We start from the raw sequence: 23,857 nt of genomic DNA on the forward strand, positions 1-23,857 counted from the left end.
GTTTCGTCCACAAGGGACGTTAGTGTTGGCGTAATAACTAAAAGCAAAAACCCACACTGCACCCGATCAAGGAGTCAATGTGGGTAATTTATCCCTGTAACGGGAATGCAGTTAGCGGAACATACTACTAACTGAAGTATCTTCATGAATTCGCCAGATAGTTTCTCCCAACAGATTAGCTACTGACAACACTACTAGTTGTGGAAAACGATTGTTTTCTGGTATGGGAATGGTATTGGTGACAATGACTTCCTCAAACAAGCCACTAGACAACCGCTCCATCGCTGGTGGAGAGAACACCGCATGAGTTGCACAAGCGTATACCTGACGTGCTCCTTCTTCACGCAGTAATCGCGCTCCTTCTGCGATCGTTCCCCCAGTGTCGATCATGTCATCCACCAACACTGCCGTTTTGCCTTTAACATCGCCGATGACATTTAATACTTCTGCAACATTATGGGCCTGACGACGTTTGTCAATAATCGCCAGTGGAGCATCACCCAGTTTTTTCGCAAATGCCCTAGCTCGTGCTACACCACCAACGTCGGGAGAAACAACTACCAAGTCGGGCAGTTGTTTGCTGGCTAGATAATCTAGCAATACTGGTGAACCGTAAACATGATCAAAGGGTATATCGAAATAGCCTTGAATCTGAGCCGAGTGTAAATCCATTGCTAGTACGCGATTGGCACCTGCTTCGGTGATCAAGTTAGCAACTAGCTTGGCGGTTATTGACTCTCGTCCTGCTGTTTTGCGATCGGCACGAGCATAGCCATAGTAAGGAATTACTGCCGTTACCTGTCGCGCAGAAGCTCGACGACAGGCGTCAACCATAATCAATAATTCCATCAAATTATCGTTTACAGGTTGACAACATGGCTGGATTAAATAAACATCACAACCCCGAATCGATTCTTGGATTTGAACGTAAAGTTCTCCATCCGCAAATCTTTTGCGAATCATTGGCCCCAAGTCCATGCCCAGATAACGAGCGACTTCTTGAGACAGTTGTAAATTGGCAGAGCCAGAAAACAGCCGCAGGCGATGATTATCGTTCAGTCCTGTTGCAGATGGTTGCACTTTGAAAGTTGCAGAACTGAGCACAGCAGATCCTCTATGTGCATTCATAGCAATATTATCATTAGAGATTTAATAGATTTAAGCAAGAAGTAGCCTAAAAAAACATCTGTAAGTTTTATTGAAGCTTCCATACACGATTTAAACATTTTTGCATAAAATTATTATTCGCTAATTATCTAGTTTTCTTGGCAAACAAGCTATTGATAGCTTAACTGACATCAAGTCCATGCACTAGTACGCCAGGGCGTAAATAGAGCAACCATTTAAAATCCCTAAAAAGAGCATTCCATAATACTTAGGACTTTTGATTTTTGACTTTTGCCTTGCAGTACTAGGTCTATAGTTCAATTTTTTGGTTGAGGTAAATAACCTTAATCGCTTAAACATTATTGGTGTGGTAGGTTCTTCTAATTACCTCATTGATAGCTGACAGTAAAGCATTGACAACTTTAGTAATATTAAAGAGTTTGTCCTCACACAGTATAGCACCTATTGCTAAGTAGTTAGATGTATTTTATTACTCTATAAATTACGGATTGACAAAAACGACAATCATACCTGCCCAGAAGAGGCTAGCAGTGGACAAAATTACTCCACGTACAAGCACGTTTTTAGATAAAGTTTGAATAAATATTAAATAAATATTAAATAAAGATATTTTTTTGGTACTAAAACATTACTCAATAAAAATAATCTCATCTAAGTAAACACATGTAAATATTTTTACTTTTGATTTTGGAATTAAATCTAGAAAAGTTGTTCAATATCAATAACATTGTAAATTTTGAATCTGAACCTGAGCATCCTGTCAAGTATAAGCTACCAATTGCCGCTGAATTAGTTAACATCCGTATTGCTGCAGGGATAAAATTAGTACTGTTGGGTGTGCTGTAATCTTTGGGTGGTTGCGATCGCTCCAGTTGGGTGCAGCGATAACTGCCTCTGCCCTGCGACTCAAACGAATGATAATTTTGGATGTTGGGGCGATCGCTGCTCGAATAAATTTGGTAAATAGCCCAAATTTAGGCTCAAAGAGAAACGCCATCTAGCTCAAATAACAATTGACAAAATTAAGATTTGTAGTACTAAAGAAATCATTCCTAATTGAGATAACACTATTCTTTATAAAGACGCTCGCTACATATTTTATTGTGCTGAAGATTGGCTTATACAAGCACAGTTAGTCAAATTACAATTTTTATTTTCCCCAAGGATTGATTGAAAAACGGAAGAGTGATTTGTATAACCTGGATTCTCAAGTTAATTTTGCATATTTCAAAATCTATAGTTTTTCTAGCAAGAGAAATTGAATGGAAGATTGGAGACTCTTAATTTGTGGAGTAGGAAATAACCTTGCTCTGGTGGAGTGTACTTGTTGAGTATAGTAGAATATTGCCGCAGGTAACTGTCCGTCGCCTCTTGGACTTAATCTTTGTAGGTGACTTTCTCCTCAGTTAGCTACTACACTCAATCAACCGATCATGCAACCACCGATTACAGTTGGCACTGTCTTGCAAAACCGTTACCGCATAATTCAAATTCTCGGACAAGGAGGATTTGGTAGAACCTATCTGGCAGAAGACCAGAGGCGCTTTAACGAACTTTGCGCGATCAAAGAATTGAATTCAACAGCAAGGTCGGCTTTAGATTGGGAGAGGGCACAAGAGCTTTTTCACCGAGAAGCTGCCATTTTATATCAAATCGAACACCCACAAGTGCCGAAATTCCGGGAAAGATTTGAGCAAGACCAACGCTTATTTTTGGTGGAGGACTACGTTGCAGGTCAGACATACCGAACTCTGCTGGCTGAACGTCAAGCTGTTGGTCAAACTTTCACAGAGGTTGAAGTATTGCAGCTGATACAGATGTTGTTGCCTGTTTTAGAGCATATTCACAGTCGAGGGATTATTCACCGAGATATCTCGCCAGAAAATATTATTTTGCGAGATAGTGACGCTAAACCTGTGTTGATTGACTTTGGGGTGGTAAAGGAATTGGCAACGCGTTTACGATCGCCAGACAATCCGTTACCAGAAACTACCGTGGGAAAATTAGGCTACTCTCCCAGCGAACAAATGCAAACAGGGGGAGCTTATCCTAGTAGTGATTTGTATGCATTAGCGGTAAGCGCGATTGTTTTGCTGACTGGTAAAGAACCAAAGGATCTATTTGATCAAAACCAACTAACTTGGAATTGGCAGCGGTGGGTAAAAGTCAATCCGCGATTTGCCCAGGTTTTGAATCGAATGTTGAATCATATACCGAGCGATCGCTATCAAAGTGCTGCTAGTGTATCTCAAGCACTACAACCTTTACAAGAAGTCAGTCTTCCGAATGTAAATGTGTCTAACTTGCAGACAATGGCAGTTGGCCGCCGTCCTGACTTAGTAGCACCAGCAGCTTCACCCAAAAAACCCAATCCAGTGATTCCACCAAGTCCCAGTAGCTCAATTTTGGATAATCCGTTAGCGATCGCGGCAATTGCTATTGCTGTCGTGATCGTAGCAGGATTTGGTTCTTGGGCACTAGTCAGTTCCATCCGCAGTCAGTCAAAAACATCAGATGAGACGCTTCCACAAAATTTCCCTTCACCAGTAATTTCTGGTGGTACTACATTCACACCGACACCGACACCAACACCGACGCCCACACCCACACCTACTAATGATCGCCCTGTTGTATCTACTAAGCGCCTCAAGCTTACAACATCTAACCCAACCACGGTTGAAGGTACTCTCAAAGCAAATCAAATCATCCAGTACAGCTTTTTTGGGCGAGAAGGTGCTAAATTAAACACGTTTATTGACCCAGGAAGCAGCATTCTGCTAACAGTCTTAAGTCCCAATGGACAAGCAATTGAGAATACTGACCAACAAGTCACATTTTATCAAGGCACATTGTTGGTTACTGGTAGATATACTATTGAGTTAACTCTGCTTTCAGGAGTTGCCGAAAGCAATTACAATCTCAATGTTGCATTAGAAAAACCAGTCAAACCAACACCGACAGAAACACCTTTGCCAATTCCCACAGAAACACCTTTGCCAATTCCCACAGAGACACCCTTGCCAATTCCCACGGAGACACCTTTGCCAATTCCCACAGAAACACCCTTGCCAATTCCGAACACTACTGAAGCGCCGACTTTGCCGCCGACTGATGGAACACAACCATTTTCTGGCCAAAGAAATTAATGTTAAACACACTACTGATTACTGGAACTGATACGGAAGCGGGTAAAACTGTTTTAACAACAGCGTTAGCAGCTTATTGGCAAAAATATTACCCGCAGCATCGCTGGGGAATCATGAAACCGATTCAATCGGGGGTTGGCGATCGCGAGTGGTATCAAAAATTATTTGCACTAGAACAATCTTCTGAAGAAATTACACCTTTGTATTTTCAAGCACCTCTTGCTCCTCCTATAGCAGCAGCACGGGAAAATCGCCGAGTAGATTTAGCACTTGTGTGGCAAGCTTTGTTTAAGTTGCGATCGCAGCGTGATTTTGTGCTTATAGAAGCCTTGGGAGGGTTAGGTTCGCCAATAACTGAGGAATTAACGGTAGCTGATTTGGCAGGAGAATGGCGTTTACCAACGGTATTGGTAGTACCAGTGAGATTGGGTGCGATCGCTCAAGCAGTGGCGAATGTAGCATTAGCTAGACAATCGCGCGTCAATCTCAAAGGCATTGTTCTCAACTGCGTACAACCCCGAACTGATGCAGAAATAGCCGACTGGACACCATATCAATTGATTCAATCACTCACTAATACACCAGTTTTAGGCTGCTTACCCTATTTAGATAACCTGACTGATTTAGATAAACTTGCTCAAATAGCATCAGATTTAGATTGGGAAACACTAACACTTGAGAATGATTTAAATTGACATTACCGAAGGAAGGCAGGGGGCAGTGTTTCGACTACGCTCAACAACCAGGCAGGGGGCAGGAGGAAGGAGTAAAACTTTTTATGTCTGATTTTAAGTCCTGCACTTTGTACCTGATCTACTTGAAAACTGCTGGATATTGCACTAACTCAATTACGATACAGCAACATTTTTGAGAATAGTCATTGGCCCTTGGGTTTTGAGAATCTCCATTTCTGCTGCATTTCGCACCAGCAGCGCACCAGCAAATCCTAATGAATTCACAGAGATAGATTGGAAATGCTCCTGCGATCGCGGTACGATTAACATCCATTCTCGTGTCGCTAGCAGATTGTAAGCACCAGATTGCTTTGCATCTAAACCTATAGCGTGACGCAAAGTGTGATAAATTTCCAGTGTTGCTTGGCCCCCTACGAATGGCGATCGCACCCAATTGGAATTTAGTGATGCAAAAGCGTGTACAAAAGGAAGTTTTGCTGAAGTTGCGTTCGAGTTCTGAAATTGTGCTGATGTTAGCAAAGCTTCAATCGGTATTTGCAACCCTGAAGGGACAAGTGGTAGGGGTACTAATTGTAAGTGCTTATGTCGCTGACTAGCACCTGCGGTTTTGCTACTGTTGTAAAATGCAAAACCATCGAAATCAGCCAAACACGCCCACATAGCCGTAAAATCTTCTAGGGTAAGTAAGCTTTCTTGTTCCTCGAAACCACGGGTGATAATTAGCAGATGATAATCTACAACATTGAATTTATTTAAAATACATACATGGGTATCGGAGATATCTGCCACAAATAAATCCTTTTCGTAAGGCAAAAAAGGATTAAACTCTTCACCAGAAGTAGCAGATTGTTTTTCCTGTTTATCCTTGGCTGCTTTTTTGCGATTCAGGTTAGACAAAATCCGTACCAAAAAGCGCACACCATCCTGTTCAACAAATTCAAATTCTGTTGGAATCGACAGTAGGGCACCGCATTGTAAAGCATATTCAGTCCGTTCTTTAACACTTGTCCATAAAGTGCCAGGTTTAAGTAAGATTTTCCCCTGTGCCATTTTTATTCCTTTAGGCATGGTAAAGAGTACGCAGCGATGTACGTCTCTACGAATGACTATATTCCAATACGGTTCAATAAAATACCAAAGCTTTCACAACAATGCAATACCTTTGCAACAAAACTGTCACAAATCATATCTACATTAGTAATACATCTAAATATCGTTCCAGACAGCAATGCAAAACGAATCTCGTGACAGAGAACACCCATCAAATAGCATTTTACATAACACTGCTGATGCCAAATATCATAAACCCTGGAGAAAGGCTGCCGCCTCTCTATCACTGGTGCTGCTGGGATCAGGTATGACATTGGCAGGCGGCTATATGGCTGGACACTCTCAGCAGGTGTCTGAAAATGCATCTAATTTGGCAGTAAGTCGAGTAAATGCTGCTCCTCCATTACCAGCAGGCACAGATCCTAACTTTGTTACTCAGGTGGTGCAAAAGGTAGGGCCTGCTGTAGTGCGAATTGACTCTTCCCGAACTGTAAAAACCCAGATACCAGATGAATTTAACGATCCACTTTTCCAACGCTTTTTTGGTTCTCAAATACCAGAACAACAGGATCGCGTAGAACGGGGTACTGGTTCAGGTTTTATTATTAGTGCTGATGGTCGTATTCTTACCAACGCCCACGTAGTTGATGGTGCTGATACCGTAACAGTAACACTCAAAGATGGGCGTAGCTTTAAAGGTAAAGTGTTAGGAAAAGACGAGTTGACCGATGTTGCTGTTGTGAAGATTCAGGCAGATAATCTCCCGTTAGTAGCCTTGGGTAACTCAGATCAATTACAACCCGGAGAATGGGCGATCGCGATCGGCAACCCCCTTGGATTAGATAATACAGTAACTACCGGAATCATCAGTGCCACTGGACGCAGTAGCAAGCTAATCGGCGCTCCCGATAAGCGAGTAGAGTATATTCAAACTGATGCAGCAATTAATCCTGGTAACTCTGGCGGCCCCCTGCTAAATTCTCGTGGCGAGGTAATTGCCATGAATACAGCCATTATTCAAGGGGCACAAGGATTAGGCTTTGCTATTCCTATCAACACAGCACAACACATTTCCAGTCAACTAATAGCTACAGGTAAAGTAGAACATCCTTATCTGGGAATTCAGATGGTAGGGTTAACACCTGAACTAAAACAAAATATCAACTCAGATCCCAATAGCGGTTTGAGTGTGAATGAAGATAAAGGTGTATTAGTTATAAAAGTTGTACCAAATTCACCAGCTGCTAAAGCCGGGATACGTGCTGGTGATGTAATTCAAAAGCTTGGCAATCAAGCAGTCACAGATGCCAGCAGTGTCCAAAAGGCAGTAGAAAATAGCCAAGTCGGGAGCGATTTACGTATGGAATTACGTCGCAATGGGCAGAATCTTAACATAGCTGTGCAACCTGGTGCTTTCCCCACCCAAGTGCAATAAAAGTTTTGCTAGTCAATTGAGTAAAAGTGAATTTTCTGGCATGGGTATTTTGCCTGTCCTTCTTTTTCAGGTGGCAAAATTGAGTTGCAGTAACCGTATTGCCGATACAAAAAAATCCTAGTTTGTAGTTAGCGATTTACCGCTTCTTCAGATTTATCAGGACTTTAGTCTTGACCCAACGGGAAAGTTAGTCGCTCATGGGGGAAACCCCCAGACGCTCGATGACTCGCTCTAAGCGAAGCCATACCGAATGCTTTACACTGCACTATCGCCCTTGGCGTCTCCCCTTCTCCCAAAGGGAGAGGCTAACGCCAAGGGAGAAGACCGCGCTAACTCACTACAAACTTTAATTTATTTATGCCTAGCAATAAGTTGCAACTGAATTTTAAGCTAGAGCCACAGCTGGTTGCTGCCAGCGTCCCAGCGCCTTACCAATCACTGCTAATTCTTGCATCAAGTTATCGAAACGGTCTGGTGTCAGAGATTGGGGCCCGTCGGATAAAGCTTTGGCAGGATTAGGGTGAACCTCTATCATCAGGGAATCTGTGCCAGCTGCGATCGCAGCCATTGCCATTGAAGGCACAAACTCAGACCAACCGACGCCGTGGCTGGGGTCAATCATAATTGGCAGGTGAGTCAGTTTTCGCAACACTGGCACTACTGATAAATCCAGTGTATTTCGCGTATATTGACGGTCAAAGGTGCGTATTCCTCTTTCACACAAAATTACATTTGGATTGCCAGATGCCAGAATATACTCTGCTGCCATCAACCAATCTTCAATAGTAGCTGCCATTCCCCGCTTCAAGAGAACTGGTTTCGGCTGCGCTCCCACTTTTTTAAGCAAGGAGAAATTCTGCATATTCCTTGCCCCCACCTGAATCACGTCAGCAACTTCGGCAATTTTATCCAGGTCTGAGGCATCCATTACTTCTGTAATAATACCTAGTCCACTAATTTCCCGCGCTCTCGCCAACAAATCCAAAGCACTCTCGCCGTGTCCTTGGAAGGCATAAGGTGAAGTCCGGGGTTTGTATGCCCCTCCGCGCAAAAATGCGGCTCCAGCCACCTTGACGCGCCGCGCCGTCTCCACAATCATTTCTTCATTTTCTACGGAGCAGGGGCCGGCAACAACTACCAAAGGCTGGTGTTCGCCAAATACCACTGCTCCATTGGGAGTATTAACCACCACATCTGAAGCTTCGCCATGGCGGTACTGACGACTAGCTCGTTTATAAGGCTGTTCTACGCGCAACACCTGCTCAATCCAGGGGCTAAGTTCCTGAATTTGTAGTGGATCTAAGTTGGCGGTTTCACCTACTAGACCAATAACTACTTTGTGTTGACCAACAATTTTTTCTGGAGTTAGCCCCCAGCTAGTTAATTCCTCATCAATGCGGTTTATTTCCGCCTCTGGGGAACCACTTTTCATTACTATAATCATCTGAAAGTTCCTGATTAATTAGTTGAGTAAAATTTTCTGTAAATAGGCTAACTTTATTGTTGCCTATTGGCCTAATTACAAATAGTTAAAAAGAAAATTTGTTTACAAAATAACTAGACAAAATGTAGCGCTCAGTCAGTAGTTTTACTGCTAAATAACTAGACATGGGGTATAAAAACGATTATATAATTTTAATTAGCAATGTTGAAGTTATAAAATTTCAACTTCAACATTCACGGGTTCGGCACTTCCTTTAAGTCGGGAAACCCGCCCAACGGAGTGCCTCACTTTTTCATTTACCCAATATCACAGTTACTTAATACCTGAGCGCCGTTCATTATAAGTTTTTTTGCCGAGTTTCGCGCCAAGCTGTCACCATTCGTCCCCAATTGGTGTTGAACTCACCCAAACCCAGCAAACTTCCGACTTTTTCTTCATCCCAAGAGGCAGAGAGAACCCCATAAGTTATCCCTAAAACCCCCAAACCAAATAATCCCATGTTCACCAATAACACGGCGATGGGAGGTAGTCGGATGTCGGAGTAGATAGCAAGCAGATAGCTCACAATCAAGGCGCTAATGCCCAAAGCTGTTGGTACACCAGAGAACCCAGCTACCCGTCGGATCATCCGTTGGCTGACTACTTGGGGAATTGCCATCTCTTGTTTGGTGTAAACCACTTTTTTATCAGCCTGTTTGACAGATTCTTGGGGTTGTGCTGCTGGTTTACTTGGAGTTTTTGCAGGTTTTTGGCGCTTTTTGTTTGGTTCAAAGGGCAAACGACTGCGTTCAGATTGTTCAGCAGACATAAGCAGTAGTCCTATCCACGAATACCGAGACGAGCAATCAAAGCTTGATATTTTTCCCGGCTTTCTTGCGATATATAGGCTAGAAGACGCTTGCGCTGACCGATTAGCTTCAACAGTCCCCGCCGGGAAGAATGGTCTTTTTTATTTGCCTGGAGATGTTCGCTGAGGCGGTTAATGCGCTCAGTTAGCATAGCAACTTGGACATCAGCCGAGCCAGTGTCAGTTTCGTGAACTTGGTAGTTGGAAATTATTTCTTGTTTCCGCAGTTGCGTCAGGGCCATGGTCGATTCGGTTTCTAGTTTTTCTAAAGTGTATGCAGCAGTCTCCTATAATATCACAGCCCTCAAGCTGGATGTGGAATGACCTTTAAAGTAATATTTGTATATTTTAATACTAGTTTTTAAATGCTAATTATCAATACACTTTTCTAATCCCTGATAGGGATTTTAATTGATTGCAATCGTATTGCACCATCGGGCGATCGCACCAAAATAGTAGAAGATAAGTTTCAATCCCTAATAGGGATTTTAGTTGATTGCGATGAATGCTATATTTTTAAAATCAACCGACCTTTAGTTTGAATCCCTAATAGGGATTTTAGTTGATTGCGATCACACGCGTCTGAAAGCCTTGTGTTATCTGGTTTTCAAGGTTCAATAGCGCGAATGCAAAAATCATAACATAAGGAGTGGCAATTGTGCCAACTGTAAATAGCTGAAAGTCAGTCTACATAAGGTGCGCGGATGGTTTCAAGATGTTACAGTCCTCAAATCCTTGCATATACGGCAATTCAGGCATTTTTTTATCGTAAATTCAAGGGTTTAAGACCCCTACATCTATATGTAGCAACAGTTTCAGTCGGGGTTTAAATCCCCCGGATCTGAAGGGGTGACAAAGGAGCTATAAAGCAGACTGGATAAGAGTCATAGCACGTAGACCCTTCTGAAAATAGAGTAGTTTACTGGGCTTTAAGCGCATCAAATCATGAGCTAAATCAGTCCAAAACTCCATTGCATCTACCCATAACTGCCCATACAAACCGACCCAAAAGACACTATGTCTGTGCTGTGATGCCTACGGCGAGCTTTGCTAACGCTGTAATTCCTTGAGACGACCAACATATTTTTGTAGTCCCATTTGACGGGAGTTACGACCAGCTAAAATAGCACAAGTATAAGCAATAGCAATCAATGAAATTAGTGCTATCAGGCGTTGACCATCAGCATAAGTAGATTCCAGATTATAGCCACCAGTCTTGCAATCTTTAAACATTGCTTCAATGCCACTCCGTAACTTAAATGCTTTAATAGCATCTGCAAGACTATCCAGGTTAGTCAGTAAAAACCAGCCAGCAGGCTCAACTTGTCCACGATATTTACGCTTGTAGTATCCGGCTAAATTAAAATGAGCAAAACCTTTCTGCTTAGTCGCTTGAATACTCGTCATGAAGAACGAGATACCAGGAATTAATTCCAAAGATTGTAACCGTTGATATGATTGATTTGCTTGTCGAATATAAGTGCCAAGATTCGCCGCAACACAAAACCAATTCCCTTGTTATGTAACCAATTTGCCAGTTTGATGCTATTAAATTCTCTATCGCCTAGCACCAACATTTGATATCCCTTAAACAACCGCAATAATGGTCGAATTAACTTTTTCTGCTCTCCCAAATTGCTACATCCTCTTTTGGGTAACAATAGCCAGTACACAGGTATTGCTCTTTTTTGTTCAATTAAACTAATTACAAATATATTCTGTGAACGCCATTGTGTTTTATCAATGGCGAATATCAATTGTTTCTCTCTTGTGCCGTGGCTATTTTTTATCCATCGTTTGATGAGGGGAAACCACAGATATTGAATTGACAATTGGGGCAGTAGTAAAAACCTTTGGATGCTGCATCACCAACTTTCAAATCTTATGGGTTGTGGAAATACTGTTGCTAGTTTCTCAATCGTCACAGTTTTATGAAATTGCAATAGCATAATCAAGATTGAGAGTATCTTGTACTGCGCGAGTGTCAGTACATTTTGAAAACAGTTTTGGTAGAATTTAGGTAACATTATCATTTGATAGGTCTTGTTGAGAATACCTGACCTATCTTTTTTTACCCCAAAACGATCACACTCTTCTATTTCCTCCGCTTCAGCCTCTTTGTCACCCCGTCAGCCCCCGGAGTTGCTCCTCTTGGGAAGACCCCAAGACCGCACTCCTCTTCTCTACGAGACGCTACGCGAACGTCTGAAATGTCTTTAATTTTGAATTCTGAATTTTGAATTGTTAATCCCCCCTTCCCCAACACCTACCCATCCGCGCATTTAGCTAAAAAACTAATCCGATTGGAAAGCTGTTTACTATAGATATCCTACTTGATTAGGTCAGCTAACTTTAAGGTGATGCTACGCCTACGCAATTATTACATCCCCATGACTAACCTTATTTGGCAACGTCTTCAAAATCTGTTATTGCACAAGCAAATTCTCTAAAAGCTGTTTTTATCAGCATCTCTTTCGTTCCTCTTTCCAGAGAAGAGTTGCGTATGAGGTCTGTTAATTCTATGAACAACAGAGAAAACATAAAACGATCTTGGCGGTCAACTTGTTTCAAGCAAGACGATATAAACTGATAAAGCTCTGTTTTTCTGGGTTTGGTTTGTTCATCCCATATTTGCAAGCCAAGCCGAAAAGTTCTCAAGCGGATTTCATTGGTGTTGTATGACGCGTCTTTGTAGCGGACTGATACGCGTTGGGGTAGTTCCATGAGTTTTAGCTATACATATTCAATGTAAAGTAATTATTCACTTATATTTTGGCTCAACCGGAAAAATCTGATATTTTGCACCAATGGCAACAGCCGCCAGATGTTAGAAAAGAATGACTGGCATGGAATATAGAGGGTTTTGTAGGGTAGTACAGCCGTTCTACCCTACGCTCATCAATTTAGAGGATACCCCAGAAATGGAGTAGCCCCTGACCAGAAAAAGCTTCAATCAAAATCGCAGATACAAAACCAATCATTGCTAGACGACCATTCCAATTTTCACTCTGAGGAGTGAAGCCAAAACGCACAGCATTAGGATCTTCTGAAATAATAGGCGCAGTATTCTTAAAATCTGACATGAGCATAACTCCAAAGTTCAAGTTTCGTAGCAGTTGTAACTGTCTGTAAAGTAATGTAACAGATGTTTAAAAAAATGCAAGATTGAGTTTGTTAGGACTTACGCACTTTCTAGGAATTATTATCTATCAGACGCTGCGCGATGCTGATGATGACAGCAAATTGCTGCGAGAAGATTAAATTATTAGCTTGAGTATAGATAATGATTTTGACGATTTTTGATGGTTAAAGCGCTTTTCAAATGCATAGACTTTTCTCCTAAAAGGCTACGGTGTACACATAAGTTATCCGATTACCAAAAAGTCCTTCAAGACCTCACCCTGTCCTATCAGACATCTCTCTCTTTAGTAAGGAGAAGGACAGGTTTTGTATAGCAAAACCTTTCTTAAGGTATCTCAGAGGCTATGAGACTAATCGGAAATTGCTTTGACAAAGACTTGTGTGTACACCGTAGTTAAGCTGTTAGGGGAGACAAAGCGTAGCTTTGGCTCTTTAGTGGGTTCTTAAAGTTACGCTGGATAAATCCGTAATCTTCTATTTGGTTCTTCGCCAAAACTATGCGACTTGAGGCGATAATGTTCTACCAACTCATGTTGCATTTTGCGGACTTGGGGAGAACGTGGCAATAACTCGACTGGCTGTCCTTTAGGAATCACAATTTGCTCAACGGCAAGTCTAGCTTCTTCAAGAGCATCCATTTCATCATCGCTACCATTGTGCAAAAACAATTGTAGTTCTCTATCATCGGCCATTTCTGGGTCGTCAATGTTCAGCAACCGCCGCAAACCACGGGTAATCTGGGGAATGGTGCTGGACTTAATCACGTGGATGGGTACATGACGGGCTTTGGCCATTTGGCGCAATTTGGCATGGTTTTTGACGTGCGATCGCAGTGCTAAAATTGCATCTGCACTATCTATATCTTTTGTCAAGACTACGGGCAAAGTTAGTACACTAATTACCTGTTCCAGTTGGTGGCGGCTAACCCCATAAGGGTAAACGTGCAATGGCAAATCTTCACCATTCGGCCCTGGCACTCTTGTAGCAGCATCAAAATCAATGCTCTCAGAATAATTGAAGGATTCATCTAGCAAACGATCAAACTCACTGCGCCCAGTTACCCGTTCTACAGGCAATTGGGGTAGTGCGACCATTTGTCCAGATGAACGCCAGCCATTAGACGGTCGCGCCGGTGGGAAAGAATCCTCCACTGTTCCTAGCTGTCCACCACGACCGTTGACAACAGCTAACTGACGTGTAACCGCAATTTTGCCGTGGTCATCAACGGTTCTAGTTTGTGGAGTAGGTTGACGCCCCCGCAACAGATTATCTACGGTGTCAGCAACACTTTCGTGTACTGTCCAGCGTTGGCGTTCCAACATTTCCACCGCAATTTCAAAAGTAGGTGGGGCTTTCCGCTCCAAAACAGTCTTTTGAGAGCCTCGCCGTCTGGCTTCATCGTCTCCCAACGTCACAGCTTGGATACCCCCAACTAAATCAGCCAGGGTGGGGTTTTTAATCAGGTTTTCGATCTGATTCCCGTGGGCAGTACCTACCAACTGTACACCCCGTTCCGCAATGGTACGAGCCGCTAAAGCTTCCAGTTCCGTGCCAATTTCATCAATCACAATGACCTCTGGCATGTGGTTTTCCACTGCCTCAATCATCACCTGATGCTGTTCATTTGGATGAGCCACTTGCATCCGCCGGGCGCGACCAATGGCGGGGTGAGCAACATCACCATCCCCAGCGATTTCGTTGGAGGTGTCAATAATCACCACTCGCTTATGCAGATCGTCAGCTAAAACACGGGCTATTTCCCGTAAGGCGGTGGTTTTGCCCACGCCTGGACGCCCCAGCATGAGAATCGATTTACCAGTTTCTACCAAATCGCGGATCATGCCAATGGTTCCGAATACCGCCCGACCAACGCGACAGGTCAAGCCAATAATCTTACCAGTACGGTTGCGGATGGCGCTGATCCGATGCAAAGTTTGCTCAATTCCTGCCCGATTATCTCCGCCAAAGATTCCGACTCGTTGAATGCAATCATCTATTTGTTCTTGAGTAACAGGTACTTCGCTCAAATACTCAGCTTGATTAGGAAAGCGAGCCTCTGGGCGACGACCCAAATCCAAGACCACTTCTACTAAACTATCTCGTTTGGGATGACTCTCTAGTACTTGTTGCAGGTCTTGGGGCAAAATGTCTAATAACTTTTGGAGATCGTCTGTAATCGTCATGCGTTCTATGGTGACGTTTTTAGAGATAGCGAGGACATTTGCGTGCAGGAGAACCCGCCCTGGGTATTTTTCCGAACGAGCAATTAACGCTCCTGCTGTGACTTGATCTGGGAAACGAGAGAATGAGCAAGTTTTACAGCTTGCCAAAGCAATACTTCATCTTCTTCTAGGCGAACAGTCGCCTTTACATTGGTGTTACTTACCTCCTTATTCTCTAATTGTTCGAGAATTGGTGACAGCAGTACACGGGCATAGCTACCGTAAGCGACCCCGGCAATGTGGGAGGGCTGAGTGCTGTTAGCTGAAGCGGGGCGTTTAGCCCGTGCTGTTAGCGGATAGCTAGGGTTTAGCCCGTACTGAGTAATATAGTCTTTCTCAGCACTCATAACTCGGAACTCAGCACTGTTTAACAGTCCCATTGCCTTTAACTTAGCAACGGTATAACTATTAGTGCCGCCTGATAACTGCACATATCCCGGTAACTTAGCTGCCAAAACTTTTTGCCCTAATTTCACCGCGGCTATTGTGGTGCCATCGCCAATATCACCACTCATGGGACGACCGTCAGTTTGCCAAATTAAAGCACCCTTGAGTGGGGCAATTAGGTCATACAGCGCTCTCAAGTAGTCAATCATCCCTTCACCATCAGGACAGCTGATGGCTAGTAACTTTAGTTGATCGGCCCACGGTGAAATTGCTTGCCATAATCGTTCAAATTCTGCCAACCGCCCAACTTTTGTATGGATTTCTACGGCATCTACTCCCGTTGACATTACCAATGGCGCGATCGCTCCCGGCGTTGTCACGTATGAAGCTGTATAAATTATACTATAAGGGCAAATTGGTATGCAACGACCGCAGCCATAACACTTTTCAGATACTACTCCTGAAAAGTCCTCTTTGATACTGTCAAACACGATCGCTTGTGCCGGACAAATCCTTTCACAGGGTCTAGGACAGTCTGTAGGACACTCATGAGGATTAAATTCTGCTTTGCGAAAATGGGGATCTTCTCCATCGTTTAGGCTGACCATCAAAAAGGGTAAATTGCCTTTGTAGTCAAAGCCTCGCTTTTGGGCATCCCTAGCCAGAGATTTGGCTGCTTGTAGCCCTGATTGCGCTGCTGCAATTACTGCTGGATCAGCTGCAACATCTATACAGTCAGCGCCCGCCAAAGTATAGGCTAACGTTAAACTTCTGACTGCCGGCAAATGCTGGAAACTGGCTCCGCAGATCAGCTTGAACCAGTCACCTTGTTTGAGAGATTGTAAAGGTACGAACAGATCAGTCACTATTCTATTATGCGTTTATGCGACTAAAAATAGTAGTCTGCGATCGAGAAAAAGTCCGAATTTGTTGATTTAGAGTTTATTGAATTGGAGATTGCGGATGGGCATGGGGCATTGGTCATAGGTAAGAGACAAAGAAGACAAAGGAGAGCATAAAGACAAAGAATAAAGAAACTTGTTGAATAATTCTCCCTTGTCCCCCTGCTCCCCGCTCGCTCATTTCCCCACTCCCACCGCTGTCTTAGGAGGCCGACAACATGACAACTGTATTTTTTGTAGAAGATTCTGCTGAAGATAGAGCTTTGTATCGACGCTTTCTAGAGCGGGATGATCGCTACACATACAATATTGACGAATTTGAGTCTGGAAATAAGGCGCTACAAGCTTGTCAAGGGAAAATACCAGATGTGATTTTGTTGGACTATCAATTACCAGATTTAGACGGGTTGGAATTTCTCACTAAGCTACAGAGGCAAACTTCTAACAGATCAATTTCAGTAATTATGCTGACTAGACAGGGAGATGAAACGATCGCAGTCCAAGCGATCAAAAGTGGGGCGTATGATTATCTAGTCAAGGGAAAACTGACCCGTGAAAATTTATGCGGAACGATTATGGGCCGATCAAGCATAAGCAGCTAATGCAGCAGCTAGAACAGCAGCAGGAACAACAACGTCTAATAGGAGCGATCGCTCTTGATATTCGCCAATCCTTGAAGCTTCAATATATCCTCGCCACGAGTGTCAAAAAAGTCTGCCAGTTATTTCAGGCTGATCACGTATTTGTGTATCAATTTACGCATCAGATGCCGGGTAGTATCGTAGCGGAGTCGGTATTACCCCAATGGACACCAATTTTGGGACTGGAGATTGAAGCTACCTGTTTTCAGGAAAATTACGGGGGAGAATACCGCCAAGGAAAAATCTGGGCAGCGACGAACATCTATGAAGCGGGTTTAAGTGATAGCCATATTCAACTTTTGGAACAGTTTCAGGTGAAGGCGAATTTAGTTGTCCCCATTTTGTTAGAAAATAAAGAGACTCAAGCAGTTGAACTTTGGGGGCTATTTATCGTGCATCAATGTTCTGCCCCGCGACAATGGCAGACATTTGAGGTGGAATTGCTCAAGCAACTGACGGTGCAACTAGCGATCGCTATCCAACAAGCCCAACTTTACGACAATCTCGAAACCCTCAACACGGAGTTAGAAGCCAAAGTAGAAGAACGCACTGCCAAATTGCACCAAAGCGATCGCCGATTCCGGGCTATCTTTAATAACACTTTCCAATTCACAGGACTGCTAACACCATCTGGCATTTTACTGGAGGCGAACCAGACGGTGCTAAGTTTTAGCGGACTGAAACTGGAAGATGTCATCAATCGCCCTTTTTGGGAAGCACACTGGTGGACGATTTCACCACAAACTCAAGCAGAATTAAAACAAGCGATCGCTCGTGCAGCCAAAGGGGAGTTTATCCGTTATGAAGTTGATGTTCTCGGTGCAAATAACCGAGTAGCAACAATTGATTTTTCACTCCGTCCGCTTTTAGACGAGACGGGTCAAGTTGTTTTGTTGATTCCAGAAGGGCGAAATATCACCGAACTCAAACAGGCTGAAGAAAAACTCCGACAAAGTGAAGCACTGCTAGCCACAACTCAACAAATCACCCATGTAGGCAGTTGGGAATTGAATTTAGAAACGAAAAAGCGCTACTGGTCAATGGAAACCTTTCGTATCTTTGGTCTAAATCCCACTCAAGGCGAACCCAACCAAACAGAATTTCTCCAAATAATTCACCCAGATGATCGCGCCTGGATGGAGGCTCAACTGGAACAGGCGATTACCCAAATAACCCCTTTCAACGTTGAGTATCGAATTATCCGACCTGATGGTTCGGTGCGCTACATTGAGTCGAAAGCAGAGATAGCTTATGACGCTCAAGGGCAGCCAGTTAAGCTGTTGGGAGCAGTTCTAGATATTACACAACGAAAACAAACCGAGTTAGAAATTATTCGTAGTCGTGACTTGCTAGAAGCTGTTTATAATGAATCTGCTGATGCACTCTTTCTGGTAGATGTCGAAACATTACTGATCGCTGACTGTAACGATCAAGCAGTGAAACTATTTGCAGCCTCTAGTAAAGCTGAACTGATTAATATTGAAGGTAATACTCTGCAAAAACAACCCTTCACTTCCGATGAAATCGCCACCTTTGTAGAAGAAATTAACCAACAAGGGTTTTGGAGTCGAGAAATTGAATACATTACTAAGCAGGGTAAACCCTTTTGGGGAAATATCGCCGCCAAACAAATCACAGTCGCTGGTACTGTGATGCAACTGGTACGAATCACAGATATTACTGCACGGAAGTATGGTGAAGAAGAGCGCAAACGATCAGAAATTGCTCTGCGAGAAAGTGAGGAACGACTACAATTAGCCCTTGAGGCTTCTGGAGATGCTTTGTGGGACTGGAATATTTTGACTAGACAGGTTTATTACAGCCCTCGCTATTTGGAAATGGTTGGATACCGCTTTGATGAACTGCCACAGAATTTTAGTACCTGGGAGCAATTAGTTCATCCAGACGATCTACCTTGGGTGGAGAAAATCTTGGCAGATCACCTCAAGGATAGTTCAATACAGTACAAATTTGACTATCGACTCCGAACTAAGTCGGGCGAATGCAAATGGATTGCCAATTACGGTAAGGTTGTGATGCGAGATGCAGATGGTAATCCTCTGCGAATGACTGGTACTCATCGGGATATCAGCGATCGACAAGCCGCGCTACGCGAACGCAAACAAACTGAAGCAGCCTTAGCCAAAAGTGAAGAACAACTGAGACTAACGTTGGAATTTAACCACATCGGTCTTTGGGATTGGAATGTTCTAACAGGCGAAGTTATCTGGAATGACAACCATTATCGTTTGTTAGGTTTAGAGCCAGAAATATCAGCAGCCAGCTATCAACTATGGCGCGATCGCGTGCATCCAGAGGATGTTGACCGAATTGAACAGGCTGTATCAAATGCACTGGCACAATATATTAATTTTCAAGGTGAATATCGAGTGATTTTTCCCGATGGTAGGGTTCACTGGCTCACGGGGAAAGGACGTGGCGTTTACAACGAAGCAGGCAAGGCTGTACGGATGTTAGGGGTAATTATTGATGTAAGTGAGCAGAAGCAAGTAGAAGCAGCCTTGCAAGAAAGTGAAGCTAGGTTCCAGGCATTTATGAACAACAGCCCAGTGCTAGCTTGGATCACTGATACAGATGGGCGTGTATTTTACTTAAATCAAACATACCTGCAGACATTTAAATTACTACCCAAACAGGTGATTGGGCAATCTATTTCTGACCTCTACCCAGATGAAATTGCTCGGCAGAATTTCGATCATATTCAGACAATCACACAGACAAATCAGGTAATTGAGGTAATTGAAGTTGCTCCCCGACCAGATGGTATCCCTGGTGAGTTCTTGGTATACAAATTCCCGATTCTCGGATTGTCTGCACAAAAGCTAGTGGGTAGGGTAGCAATCGACATCACAGAACGCAAGATTCTAGAGCGAGAACTAGCTCACAAGCAAAAATTATTGGATACCTTTATCAATAATGCACCTGTTGGTATAACGATTATGGATCGGGAACTACGTTATTCATTCATTAATGAAGCATTAGCAGAAATTAATGGCATTCCCGCAGCGGCACATATTGGCAAGACACCGTGGGAGATTGTCCCTGATATAGCACCAAAGCAAGAGCAACTCTTTCAACATGTCTTAACAACGGGTGAACCGATTTTAGATTTGGAAATCAGTGGAGAAACCCCAAAATTTCCAGGTGTAATCAGGACTTGGCTAGCTTCCTATTTTCCAATTCAGTCTGAAGCCGATGAACCGATTAGCATAGGCATTGTCGTAGTTGAAATCAGCGATCGCAAACGCGCTGAACAAATGTTAGAGTTGCAAGCAGTCATTACCCGCAACATGGCAGAAGGAATTTGCCTAATTCGTGCTATAGATGGCGTGTTTGTCTATGCCAATCCTAAATTTGAGCAAATGTTTGGCTATGACCCTGATGAATTAATCGGTCAGCATGTATCGATTGTCAACTACGGTAATGAAAATAATACACTTGAAGATGTTAATCAGGTGATTAGAACTGCTGTTTTAGAACATAGTGAAGTAACCTATGAAGTCCATAATCTTAAAAAAGATGGCACTCCATTCTGGTGCAGCGCTACCGCTTCCGTTTTTGAACATCCTGAGTATGGAAGCGTCCTTGTGGCTATCCAGCAAGATATCACTGAGCAAAAGCAAGCGGAGGAAAAAATCAAAGCCTCTCTAAAAGAAAAAGAGGTGTTACTCAAAGAAATTCATCATCGTGTTAAGAACAATTTAGGAATTGTCAGCAGTCTGCTGCAAATGCAATGCAGACGAACACAAGATCCTGTGGTGACAGCTATTTTGCGCGATAGCCAAAACCGCATTGCTTCCATTGCCTTAGTTCATGAAAAACTATACCGTTCTGAAGACCTTGCTGAGATTGATTTCGCTCAATACATTCCAGATTTAACAACTCATTTATTTGATTCCTATAATGTCAGTTCCAGTCAGATTCAACTAAATATTCAAGTTGATAATGCTAGCCTTGACATCGAAACCGCTATTCCTTGTGGCTTGATTATCAACGAACTGGTTTCCAATGCTTTTAAATACGCCTTTATTGGTAATCTTGGAGGAAAAATTGAGGTTAAGTTTTATCAAGAATCCGCATCTACTTTGACACTTATTATTAGAGATAATGGTGTTGGCTTACCAGAAAACTTTGATAGTAAGAAAACTAAAACGCTGGGCATAACCCTTGTCCAGGGTTTAGTCAAGCAGCTAAGGGGAAAACTTGAAATTGACTCTCAACAGGGTACAGAGTTCAAAATTACTTTTACAAACAGTCGGGCATGACATGATGAAAATAATTGGCATATCATCAAACACGCAGACAAAAGAGACAGTTCGAGTCCTTGTTGTTGAAGATGAATATATACTTGCTATCAACTTACAAGAAAGTTTAAAGTCTTTAGGATATGTTGTTTTAGATATTGCCGATTCTGCCGAAGGGGCAATTGCAAAAGCAACTGAATTACGCCCAAACTTGATTTTAATGGATATCAGGTTACGAGGTGAAATGGACGGCATCCAAGCAGCAGAGCAAATTTGGCATCATTTGCAAATTCCGATCATCTACGTCACAGGCCACTCCGATCAAAGTACTGTTGAGCGAGCAACACTGACATCCCCCTTTGGATACATTCTCAAACCTATTAAGGAGCAAGAACTTTACGTTACAATTCAAACAGCACTCAATCGCCACGATCGCGAGCAATTTTTGAGTTCTGTGCTTCGGGAAATGGGTGATGGGGTAATTGTAGTCGATACTGAATTAAATATTAAATACATCAATCAGGTAGCTGAAGCTCTGACAGGGTGGCAATGGAATGAAGTTAAAGACAAGATGTTAACTGAAGTTATCAAAATCATTGATCAACAAACTCAGTTGCCGATAGAAAATCCAATTATTGCAGCCCTCCAACAAGAAACTACTATATATTTGGGCAGTGGCATCCTACTGGTTGCTAAAGACGGGATAACTATACCAATAGCTGATAGTGCTACTCCCGTGAGAAATAACAGTGGTGTAATTACAGGAGCCGTATTTGTTTTCCGGGATGACACGCAACGACGGTTAACTGAAGAACGTAATCTCGCAGCTGAACGTGCCCAACAACTAGAAATTAGTGTGGCAGAACTTCAACGCTTGAACCAATTAAAAGAGGATTTTCTGGCAACCACTTCTCATGAAATGCGAACGCCCTTGTCAAACATCAAAATGGCAATCTCTGTGCTAGAAAATATTCTCGATCGGCAGGGGATCTTAAATTCAAACGCACTTTCTCCATCTGAATCTGTAGGCCGCTACTTAACTATTTTGCGTGATCAGTGCGAACAAGAACTAGAGTTGGTTGACAATTTACTGCATTTACGAATGATTGATGCAGATGTCTATCCATTGGAATTAACTTCAATTAAGCTCCAAAAGTGGCTGCCTCAGATTGCTGAGTCTTTTCAAGAACGCGCTCAAGCTAGGCAACAATCTTTTCAAGTTAGTGTTTTTCCAGATTTACCACCTTTAGTTTCAGACTTGGCTAGTCTAACTGAAATTGTCTCAGAGTTACTCAACAATGCTTGTAAATACACTCCGCCTGATGGACAGATTGTATTAAATACTCAAGTAATTGACATCATAAAAAGTCTGACAAATGAAGATGCTAAATCTGATGTATTACATAATTTTCAAGTTCCTTATTTTCAAATCACAATTAGTAATTCTGGGGTGATAATTCCGAAAAAAGAACAATCTCGAGTTTTCGAGCCATTTTACCGGATTCCTGAAAGCGATCGCTGGCAACAGAGCGGCACAGGATTAGGTTTAACATTGGTTAAGAAGTTAGTAGAATATCTCCAAGGCACGATTGAAGTTACCAGTTCTCAGGGCTGGACAACGTTTACAGTTCAGCTGCCTTTAAGTCTGTGATGGTATTTGTCATTTGTCCTTTGTGATTAGGCCTTGGTTATTATATTCTTCTCCTCCTGTGTCCCTCATTCACTGAAAGAGTTCAAACTACGTCAAAATCTAAATAAACGCGATCGCATCTTATTAACAATGCAGATTACCCAAAGTCTCCATACAGCGATTCTTGTGACTGATTTAGAATGCTCTGAACATTTTTATGGGAAAGTATTGGGATTATCCAAAATAGATCGTTCCCTAAACTACCCTGGTACATGGTATCAAGTCGGCGACTATCAAATTCACCTGATAGTTGCAACCACTGTCCCCACGGAAAACCCGAACAACAAATGGGGACGTAATCCCCATGTCGCCTTCACAGTAGCTGACTTAGACGCCGCCAAACAGGAATTCCTCAAGCAGAATTATCCCATTCAAGCTAGCGCCTCCGGTCGCGCTGCCCTCTTTACTCAAGATCCTGATGGGAATATTATTGAGTTAAGTCAGCAGTGAGCCGGAGTGGGGAGCAAGGGAGCAGGCTACAGTGTACACACAAGTATGACCAGCATAGGTTTCAACTCTTCTAGTAGTTTCGTAGTAGCGCGTATTGGCTAAAATAGTGCATTAGGTGTAGGTTGGGTTTCCTTACGTCAACCCAACCTACAATTTTTTTGCAACATTTGAGTAATGACACGCCAGTAGAGTGCGTTATGTCCACGCCAAAATAACAAATGAGTTCGCCGAAATAACAAATGAGTTCACCAAAATAACAAATGTGTAGGCGTAGCCAGCCGTAGGCATCGCCATGATTGCAACAATTTAGCTTTGTCACGCCAGCGTAGCGCACCGCAAATTTTTGATAGATAAAGTTTTTCCGACTTGTGTATACACCGTAGGGGGGAGCAGGGGAGCAGAGGAGAATTAGCA

19 protein-coding genes are annotated in these 23,857 nt (G+C 42.9%); 7 read left to right on the plus strand and 12 right to left on the minus strand.

Going from position 1 to position 23,857, the window contains the following annotated elements; translation table 11 throughout:
* Positions 1-111 precede the first annotated feature (111 nt).
* Together V7K60_RS06380 and V7K60_RS06385 are read right to left on the minus strand one after the other, a co-directional pair.
* Positions 112-1,128 carry a ribose-phosphate pyrophosphokinase gene (locus tag V7K60_RS06380; RefSeq protein WP_334923880.1) on the minus strand — a complete coding sequence of 339 codons (1,017 nt, stop codon included), beginning with the start codon at positions 1,126-1,128 and terminating at the stop codon, positions 112-114.
* A 793-nt stretch (positions 1,129-1,921) separates the two neighbouring features.
* A complete protein-coding gene (locus V7K60_RS06385) occupies positions 1,922-2,125 on the minus strand; it encodes a hypothetical protein (RefSeq protein ID WP_334923882.1) in 204 nt (67 codons plus the stop codon).
* Between the two features lie 436 nt (positions 2,126-2,561).
* On the opposite strand from V7K60_RS06385, the gene V7K60_RS06390 reads away from it, so the two are divergent.
* The gene (locus V7K60_RS06390) at positions 2,562-4,274 is read left to right on the plus strand and encodes a protein kinase domain-containing protein (RefSeq protein WP_334923884.1); all 1,713 of its coding nucleotides are present in this window, start codon (positions 2,562-2,564) and stop codon (positions 4,272-4,274) included.
* Positions 4,274-4,969, plus strand: a complete 696-nt coding sequence (bioD, locus tag V7K60_RS06395) for a dethiobiotin synthase (protein ID WP_334923886.1) — start codon at positions 4,274-4,276, stop codon at positions 4,967-4,969. Before V7K60_RS06390 ends, bioD begins: the two co-directional genes overlap by 1 nt.
* 153 nt (positions 4,970-5,122) lie before the next feature.
* Here bioD and V7K60_RS06400 read toward each other — a convergent pair whose 3' ends face one another.
* On the minus strand, positions 5,123-6,019 hold the full coding sequence (locus V7K60_RS06400; RefSeq protein WP_334923941.1) for an ATP adenylyltransferase family protein: 897 nt from the start codon (positions 6,017-6,019) through the stop codon (positions 5,123-5,125).
* Between the two features lie 178 nt (positions 6,020-6,197).
* Between V7K60_RS06400 and V7K60_RS06405 the strand changes: the two genes are divergently transcribed.
* A complete protein-coding gene (locus V7K60_RS06405; protein ID WP_334923888.1) occupies positions 6,198-7,454 on the plus strand; it encodes an HhoA/HhoB/HtrA family serine endopeptidase in 1,257 nt (418 codons plus the stop codon).
* Between the two features lie 385 nt (positions 7,455-7,839).
* Here the strand turns inward: V7K60_RS06405 and aroF are convergent, their stop codons facing one another.
* From aroF to ldpA, 9 genes are all read right to left on the minus strand, one after another.
* Positions 7,840-8,898 (minus strand): 3-deoxy-7-phosphoheptulonate synthase, encoded by a 1,059-nt coding sequence (gene aroF, locus V7K60_RS06410; protein WP_334923890.1) that lies wholly within the window; start codon positions 8,896-8,898, stop codon positions 7,840-7,842.
* Positions 8,899-9,235: 337 nt separating this feature from the next.
* A complete protein-coding gene (locus V7K60_RS06415) occupies positions 9,236-9,706 on the minus strand; it encodes a PAM68 family protein (protein WP_334923892.1) in 471 nt (156 codons plus the stop codon).
* 11 nt (positions 9,707-9,717) lie between these two features.
* A complete protein-coding gene (rpsO, locus tag V7K60_RS06420; RefSeq protein ID WP_041565894.1) occupies positions 9,718-9,987 on the minus strand; it encodes a 30S ribosomal protein S15 in 270 nt (89 codons plus the stop codon).
* An 808-nt stretch (positions 9,988-10,795) separates the two neighbouring features.
* Entirely contained in the window at positions 10,796-11,182 is a 387-nt protein-coding gene (locus V7K60_RS06425) for a hypothetical protein (RefSeq protein ID WP_334923894.1), read from the minus strand.
* A complete protein-coding gene (locus V7K60_RS06430; RefSeq protein WP_334923896.1) occupies positions 11,173-11,577 on the minus strand; it encodes a hypothetical protein in 405 nt (134 codons plus the stop codon). The genes V7K60_RS06425 and V7K60_RS06430 overlap by 10 nt, the downstream gene beginning before the upstream one ends.
* Positions 11,578-12,145: 568 nt before the next feature.
* On the minus strand, positions 12,146-12,469 hold the full coding sequence (locus V7K60_RS06435) for a hypothetical protein (protein ID WP_334824125.1): 324 nt from the start codon (positions 12,467-12,469) through the stop codon (positions 12,146-12,148).
* A gap of 179 nt (positions 12,470-12,648) precedes the next feature.
* The gene (locus V7K60_RS06440) at positions 12,649-12,828 is read right to left on the minus strand and encodes a chlorophyll a/b-binding protein (protein WP_292862041.1); all 180 of its coding nucleotides are present in this window, start codon (positions 12,826-12,828) and stop codon (positions 12,649-12,651) included.
* 507 nt (positions 12,829-13,335) lie between these two features.
* Positions 13,336-15,069 carry a R3H domain-containing nucleic acid-binding protein gene (locus V7K60_RS06445; protein ID WP_322736778.1) on the minus strand — a complete coding sequence of 578 codons (1,734 nt, stop codon included), beginning with the start codon at positions 15,067-15,069 and terminating at the stop codon, positions 13,336-13,338.
* Between the two features lie 83 nt (positions 15,070-15,152).
* Positions 15,153-16,361, minus strand: a complete 1,209-nt coding sequence (gene ldpA, locus V7K60_RS06450; RefSeq protein WP_334923902.1) for a circadian clock protein LdpA — start codon at positions 16,359-16,361, stop codon at positions 15,153-15,155.
* A gap of 254 nt (positions 16,362-16,615) precedes the next feature.
* Here ldpA and V7K60_RS06455 point away from each other — a divergent pair, with 254 nt between their 5' ends.
* The 4 genes from V7K60_RS06455 (at position 16,616) to V7K60_RS06470 (ending at position 23,443) form a co-directional block, all read left to right on the plus strand.
* Positions 16,616-16,999 carry a response regulator gene (locus tag V7K60_RS06455; RefSeq protein ID WP_334923904.1) on the plus strand — a complete coding sequence of 128 codons (384 nt, stop codon included), beginning with the start codon at positions 16,616-16,618 and terminating at the stop codon, positions 16,997-16,999.
* The gene (locus V7K60_RS06460) at positions 16,960-21,324 is read left to right on the plus strand and encodes a PAS domain S-box protein (RefSeq protein WP_334923906.1); all 4,365 of its coding nucleotides are present in this window, start codon (positions 16,960-16,962) and stop codon (positions 21,322-21,324) included. The genes V7K60_RS06455 and V7K60_RS06460 overlap by 40 nt, the downstream gene beginning before the upstream one ends.
* Position 21,325: 1 nt before the next feature.
* The gene (locus V7K60_RS06465; protein WP_334923908.1) at positions 21,326-22,954 is read left to right on the plus strand and encodes a hybrid sensor histidine kinase/response regulator; all 1,629 of its coding nucleotides are present in this window, start codon (positions 21,326-21,328) and stop codon (positions 22,952-22,954) included.
* A 129-nt stretch (positions 22,955-23,083) separates the two neighbouring features.
* Positions 23,084-23,443: a VOC family protein gene (locus V7K60_RS06470; protein ID WP_334923910.1), complete on the plus strand. Its 360-nt coding sequence runs from the start codon at positions 23,084-23,086 to the stop codon at positions 23,441-23,443.
* The last annotated feature ends 414 nt before the right edge of the window (positions 23,444-23,857 follow it).

Source organism: Nostoc sp. (genome assembly GCF_036917555.1).
GTDB lineage: Bacteria > Cyanobacteriota > Cyanobacteriia > Cyanobacteriales > Nostocaceae > Nostoc.